Source organism: Micromonospora deserti (assembly GCF_003236335.1).
In the GTDB taxonomy this organism is placed as follows: Bacteria; Actinomycetota; Actinomycetes; order Mycobacteriales; family Micromonosporaceae; genus Micromonospora; species Micromonospora deserti.
On sequence record NZ_POUB01000350.1, the window covers coordinates 1 to 5,349 of the forward strand.

The window sequence follows — 5,349 nt, forward strand, 5'->3', positions numbered from 1 at the left end:
ACGTTACCGAGCGGTAGTGCCGTCCGGTCCGGGTCGGCGCCGGCCCGCTGTGGCGGGGCGGCCCGCACGGCGGGGGGCGCGGGCGACTCGCGAGGGGATGGGCATGACGGATCTGTTCTCGGTGCACGGCAAGACGGTCCTGGTCACCGGCGGTTCGCGGGGGATCGGCCTGATGATCGCCCAGGGCTTCGTCCGGGCCGGTGCGCACGTGATCATCTCGTCGCGGAAGGCGGACGCCTGCGAGGCGGTGGCCAAGGAGCTCTCCACCGAGGGGCGCTGCGAGGCGATCCCCGCCGACCTGGGCGACGACGCCGGGGCCGAGGGCCTCGCCACGGCCGTCCGGGAGCGGTTCGACCGGCTCGACGTGCTGGTCAACAACGCCGGCGCCACCTGGGGCGCGCCGCTGGAGGCGTACCCGGAGAGCGCGTTCGACAAGCTCTGGGCGGTCAACGTCAAGGCGGTCTTCCGGCTCACCACCGCGCTGCTGCCCGCGTTGCGCGCCTCGGCCAGTGCCGACGACCCGGCCCGGGTGATCAACATCGGCTCGATCGACGGCATCCGGGTGCCCTGGATGGAGGTGTACGCGTACTCCGCCACGAAGGCGGCGGTGCACATGCTGACCCGCAGCCTCGCCCACCAGCTGGCCGGCGAGCAGATCACCGTCAACGCGATCGCGCCCGGGCCGTTCGAGAGCAAGATGATGGCCTTCGCGCTCGACGACCCGTCGTCCCGGGCCGCCATCGAGAAGCAGGTGCCGCTGGGCCGGATCGGCCGGCCGGAGGACATGGCCGGCACCGCGATCTACCTGTCCTCCCGCGCTGGCGCGTACCTCACTGGTGCGGTGATCCCGGTCGACGGCGGCATCACCACGCACGGCTGAGGCGCGCCCGCGGGCGGGGCGCGGAGCGTACCCCCTCGGGGGTGGAAGGAGCCGCGCGGACTCGGCAGATCCGCGCGGCTCCGGGTGCGTCGGTCAGCGGCCGGCGAGCAGCCGGTTCACTGCCGTGTCGACGTCCAGGTGCTCGGCCTCGCGACCGCGCGGGACGACGACGTAGGTCCGCCGCAGGAACCGCACCAGGACGCTGCGCGGCACCTCGAACAGGGCATTGCCGTCCGGCGACGACAGCGCCAGCGCGACGAAGTCCCCGCGCGGGGTGGCCCAGGGCCAGACCCGCACGTCGCCGATGCCGGCCGGCTCGTCGAGGCCGGTGACCAGCAACTCGCGGGCGAAGGACCAGCTGACCGCCTCGCCCCCGGCGGATTCGGCGTGGAACAGGACATGAACCGCATACGGATCAGCAGGGTCGTAACGCAGACTGGCACGCACCGGCAAGGCGGTAGCGTCAGGTGCGACGAGCCTTAGCGACGTTTCGACCTCTACAGTCGTCGGTCGGATGACAGACATGGACGATCTCCCCCCGGCACCGCTGCGGAACGCGCGTGTCCCGCTTTTCCCATACTCAGGTGCTACTCCTGGCTACGCTCCGCCATACGCTGACTTCACCCAGTGGTGGGAAGGGGGTCGGAAAGGCCGCTTGAATGTGAGAATTCATGTACGATTTCCGGTTCTGCCCAGTGCGTGATCCCGCCCGGCATCGGGTGGTTCAGTCGTCGACTTACTCCGGTAACGTCCAGTCGTCCGTTCCAGTGACGGGCGCGAGCCACACTGGGGGTGGAAATGGTTACGAAACGATCCTCAGTGGATCCGATGGCGGCGCCGGGCCCGCCGAACGTCGCGGTCCGGGCAGCCGAAAAGCGAGGGTACGGGGTGCCGAAGGAGCAGTACGACCGGCATGGCCGGCCGCCGTCCAGCCAGGGGGGCGGCGGCGCGGCGGTGGCCGACCGGCGAGGTGGGCGATACTGGCGGCAGCGGGTGTCCACCACCCTCGAACTGATCCGGGCCAACCCGACCGGCCGGGTCGCCCTCAAGATCTTCATCGCCGTCGCCGGCGCCCTCGTCGTGACCGTTGGCGTCGCCCTCATCCCGCTCCCCGGCCCGGGCTGGCTGCTGGTGATCGCCGGCCTGGGCATCTGGGCGGTCGAGTTCCACTGGGCAAGGCGCCTGCTCGGCTTCACCCGACGGCACGTGCACAACTGGACGCAGTGGGTGAAGTACCAGTCGCTGGGTGTGCGGTTGGTGCTCGGCTCCGTCGGCCTGGTCTTCGTCGCCACGGTGCTCTGGCTGTCACTCAAGTACAGCCTCGGCATCGACCTGGTGGCCCGGGCGCTGCACTACCTCGCGACGCACTGACCTGACCCCGGATTCGCGGGATGGCGAGCCGATCAGGTACAGTCATCCGCGCTGAGGGCGATTAGCTCAGCGGGAGAGCGCTTCGTTCACACCGAAGAGGTCACTGGTTCGATCCCAGTATCGCCCACCATTCGAATAGCGCAGAAGAGGCACCCTCGGTCGAGGGTGCCTCTTGCTGATTCCATCGTCAGTCGTCGTTGGGCGTCAGCGGATCGTCAGCGAACGCGTCACGGATGCGTTTATCCCGACCGTCAGATCGGTGGGTGTAGAGGTTCAGAGTTGTCGACGGCTTCTCGTGGCCCATCACCGCCTGGACGTCGTTGACCGGGACGCCCCGCGACACCAGCTCGGTGGCGTACGAGTGCCGTAGGTCGTGGAAGCGCAGGCCGCCTGGCGCCATCTTCGCCACGTGCGCCACTGCTTCCCGCTCGGTGGTGAACTCCGCCGACCACTCGATGCCCTCAGAGTCGACCCAGCTTGCCCGCCACTTGAAGTGCCCCAGGCGACTCACGTTCCCGAGCAGGCCGGCGCGGACCAGGGACGGCCGCCAGACACGAGCCCGGAACAGCGTCCGTCGCAGCGGACCGGCGGACGAGTTGGTGAAGACTTCACCGCGGGCACCAGCCGGGAACGCCTCGCGGTGGGCGGTCAGCAGGTCGACGGCGAAGTCTGGCACCGGGACGGTGCGCCGGCCGGCCCGCGACTTCGGATAGGGCTTGATTGTGACGGCGCCCGCAACCTCGACCGCGACGCGGACCACCTCGACCGTCTTCGCCGTCAGGTCGAGCGACTCCCACCGAAGCCCGGTGGATTCACCCCACCGGAGGCCGGTGCCTCCGGCGAGCGCGACGAGGGCGCGATACCGGTCGGGGACAGCCGGCAGGAGCCGAGTGATCAGGTCTGCGCGGGACAGCACGTGCCCGTCGGTGTCCTTCTTGCGTCGGGCCGGGACCTTGACGCCCTCGCATGGGTTGGTGCCGATGAGCCGATCCCGGACGGCCGCGCGGAGGATGGTCGACAGCAGACGGAAGCACTCGGCCACGGTGGCGGGTGAGCGGCGAGCGCCGAGGTCGGTCACCCAGCGCTGAACGGCAAGGTGATCGATCCGGGAAAGCGGCACGTCTGACCAGCGCGGCAGCACGTGGGTTCGCAGGATCGAGGCATCACGCGCACGCGTGGTCAGCTCGTCGTTGCGGGACTCGCGCCAGCGTTCCGCGTACTTCCCGAATAACAGACGGCCGGCGTGCGGATCGACATATCCGCCGCGAGCGATGGCGGCTTCTGTCTCGGCCAGGAAGGAGGCTGCTTGCCGGCGGGTCGGGAACGTCTTGGCCTTCTGCCGGCCGGTGGCGTCACGCCAGTTCGCGCGGAACGTTCCCGCTGGCGTCTTGACGATGTGTCCCATCAGGCCCAGCCCTCCGGCCCGTGGGTGGTCTGCTCGGTGGCCTCGTTGAGCCAGTCGTGGAATCGCTTCTTGGGGATGACCCAGCGCCCGCCGAGCTTGCGGGCGGGTATCTCGCCCTCGCGAACCAGGGCGTAGGTGCTGCCCAGGGAGAGCGAAAGGAGGCGGGCGACCTCGCGGACGGAGTAGACGGCCCGGCTGTCGTTGGTCCGCAGCATCCGGTTGGGGAGATCGGGGACGGCGGTGAGGTGGGATCGGGTGGGGGTAGAGACGGCGGCGCGTTCCATAATTCCTCCGATTCAGGACGTGGGACGGTCGACGGTGGTCAGGGCGGTGGTTGCGCGATCCCTTGCGGCGAGCAGAGCGGCCCGCCACTGTGCTCGTTGGGACAGGGCGCGTAGAAGCCGGTGTTGCAGGGGTGGGATGCCGGCGTCGTCGGGCCGAGCGAGTTCCCACGCGTAGGCGGCGGGTTGGTCCGGGCCGGCGGGTTTGGCGTCCTCGGCGCCGGTGCTGATGCCGAGGAGGTTGCGGACCCAGGCGCGGGCGTCGGCGCGGTGGTCGGCGAGGGTTTTGCCGGACCAGTCGCGGGAGACGAGGACGCGTCGTCCGCCAATGCCGAGGGTGGCGCGTTGGTGGACCTTGCCCTTGCAGCGTCCGGCTTGCAGCCTGCCGTGGGCCTTCTTGGGCTGGATGCCGTAGAGCAGCCAGTTGGCGCACCGCTCGTTGCATGGTGTGATGCGTAGTTGCTGCCAGAGCCGGTCGAGGTGGTCACGTTGCCGGTCGGTGTCGGTCTTGTGGCAGTCGGCGGCGTTCTTGGTGATGTATTTGGTGATGTAGCCGATGGTTCGCTGTGCGTGGACGGTGCCGGGCGTGACGCCTTCGGCGTGGACCTGTCGGCCGAACCTGACGACGTGCGCGGGTTTGGCGTCGGGGTTGGCGTCGATGAGATTCAGGGCGTCATCCCATGACGGCAAGGGTTTGCGGGTGTCGGGGTTGACCCATGCGCCGCGGTTGTCGTCCCATACCGGCGGGCGATCCAGGGAGTACACGAGCTTGTCAGCCGGCGGCCACCACACTTGGTGGTAGGTGGCGGCGGCGACCTGCCGCAGCACCGTCCGGGGGATGGTGCCCCGGATGGCGAAGTGCGCGTGTGGGGCGAGGCGTCGTTGCGGCTCGACGCAGCCGGCGTACTGGACGTTCCAGCCGACGCACCGCCGCAGGTTCTGCCAGAACCGATCGAGCAGCCGGGCGAAATGCACCGCATCCCAGGCCGCGCGCCGGTAGTCGTAGGTGTCCGGGTCGACCGGCGTCCCGTCCGGTAGCACCCGCCCATAGGAGTCGAGGGTGAGGGACAGCCACATCGAGGGGCGGTGTTCGGTGCCGTCCGGGGCGGTGTAGACCCGGCCGACCGTGCGCCGCTCCACCTTCTTGCGGGGCAGGTCGGGGGCGTCCTGCCGGCGGCGGGTTGACCGCTTGCGCCGGTGACCTTCGGAGGCTTCCCCGTCGTGGGGTGGGGCGACCTGCCCGCGTAGGCCCTCGGCGGCGATGGCTTCCTCCACCTCGGCTATCGCCTGGTCGATGCCGGGTACCTGGTCGAACTGGGCGGCGCGTTGGGCTTCGTCGCGGGCGAATTCCAGGTGCGCCCGCAGCAGGATCAACTCGCGTTGGGCGTCGGTGGCAGGGTTGGGTGCGGGGG

At 69.9% G+C, this 5,349-nt stretch carries 6 protein-coding genes and 1 tRNA gene; 3 read left to right on the top strand and 4 right to left on the bottom strand.

What is annotated here, in order from left to right; genetic code table 11:
• Window positions 1-103: 103 nt before the first annotated feature.
• Window positions 104-880, top strand: a complete 777-nt coding sequence (locus tag C1I99_RS28920) for a RhlG family 3-oxoacyl-ACP reductase (protein WP_111137365.1) — start codon at window positions 104-106, stop codon at window positions 878-880.
• 93 nt (window positions 881-973) lie between these two features.
• On the opposite strand, the gene C1I99_RS28925 is transcribed toward C1I99_RS28920, so the two are convergent.
• Entirely contained in the window at window positions 974-1,405 is a 432-nt protein-coding gene (locus C1I99_RS28925; protein WP_007457244.1) for an SsgA family sporulation/cell division regulator, read from the bottom strand.
• A gap of 303 nt (window positions 1,406-1,708) precedes the next feature.
• On the opposite strand from C1I99_RS28925, the gene C1I99_RS28930 reads away from it, so the two are divergent.
• Window positions 1,709-2,251, top strand: coding sequence for a TIGR02611 family protein (locus tag C1I99_RS28930; RefSeq protein WP_111137362.1), 543 nt, complete (start codon window positions 1,709-1,711; stop codon window positions 2,249-2,251).
• A 55-nt stretch (window positions 2,252-2,306) separates the two neighbouring features.
• Window positions 2,307-2,381, top strand: a tRNA-Val gene (locus tag C1I99_RS28935).
• Window positions 2,382-2,438: 57 nt separating this feature from the next.
• Here the strand turns inward: C1I99_RS28935 and C1I99_RS28940 are convergent.
• The 3 genes from C1I99_RS28940 to C1I99_RS28950 all read right to left on the bottom strand — a co-directional run.
• Window positions 2,439-3,656, bottom strand: coding sequence for a tyrosine-type recombinase/integrase (locus tag C1I99_RS28940; RefSeq protein ID WP_111137363.1), 1,218 nt, complete (start codon window positions 3,654-3,656; stop codon window positions 2,439-2,441).
• Window positions 3,656-3,940, bottom strand: coding sequence for a helix-turn-helix domain-containing protein (locus C1I99_RS28945; protein ID WP_111137364.1), 285 nt, complete (start codon window positions 3,938-3,940; stop codon window positions 3,656-3,658). Before C1I99_RS28945 ends, C1I99_RS28940 begins: the two co-directional genes overlap by 1 nt.
• 12 nt (window positions 3,941-3,952) lie before the next feature.
• On the bottom strand, window positions 3,953-5,349 hold a 1,397-nt coding region (locus tag C1I99_RS28950; protein WP_111137366.1), incomplete at its 5' end, for a replication initiator.

Bases quoted from the DNA above. Each gene is read 5' to 3' on its own strand.
- C1I99_RS28930 (WP_111137362.1), top strand. From the start codon at position 1,709: ATGGCGGCGCCGGGCCCGCCGAACGTCGCGGTCCGGGCAGCCGAAAAG.
- C1I99_RS28920 (WP_111137365.1), top strand. From the start codon at position 104: ATGACGGATCTGTTCTCGGTGCACGGCAAGACGGTCCTGGTCACCGGC.
- C1I99_RS28925 (WP_007457244.1), bottom strand. From the start codon at position 1,405: ATGTCTGTCATCCGACCGACGACTGTAGAGGTCGAAACGTCGCTAAGG.
- C1I99_RS28945 (WP_111137364.1), bottom strand. From the start codon at position 3,940: ATGGAACGCGCCGCCGTCTCTACCCCCACCCGATCCCACCTCACCGCC.
- C1I99_RS28940 (WP_111137363.1), bottom strand. From the start codon at position 3,656: ATGGGACACATCGTCAAGACGCCAGCGGGAACGTTCCGCGCGAACTGG.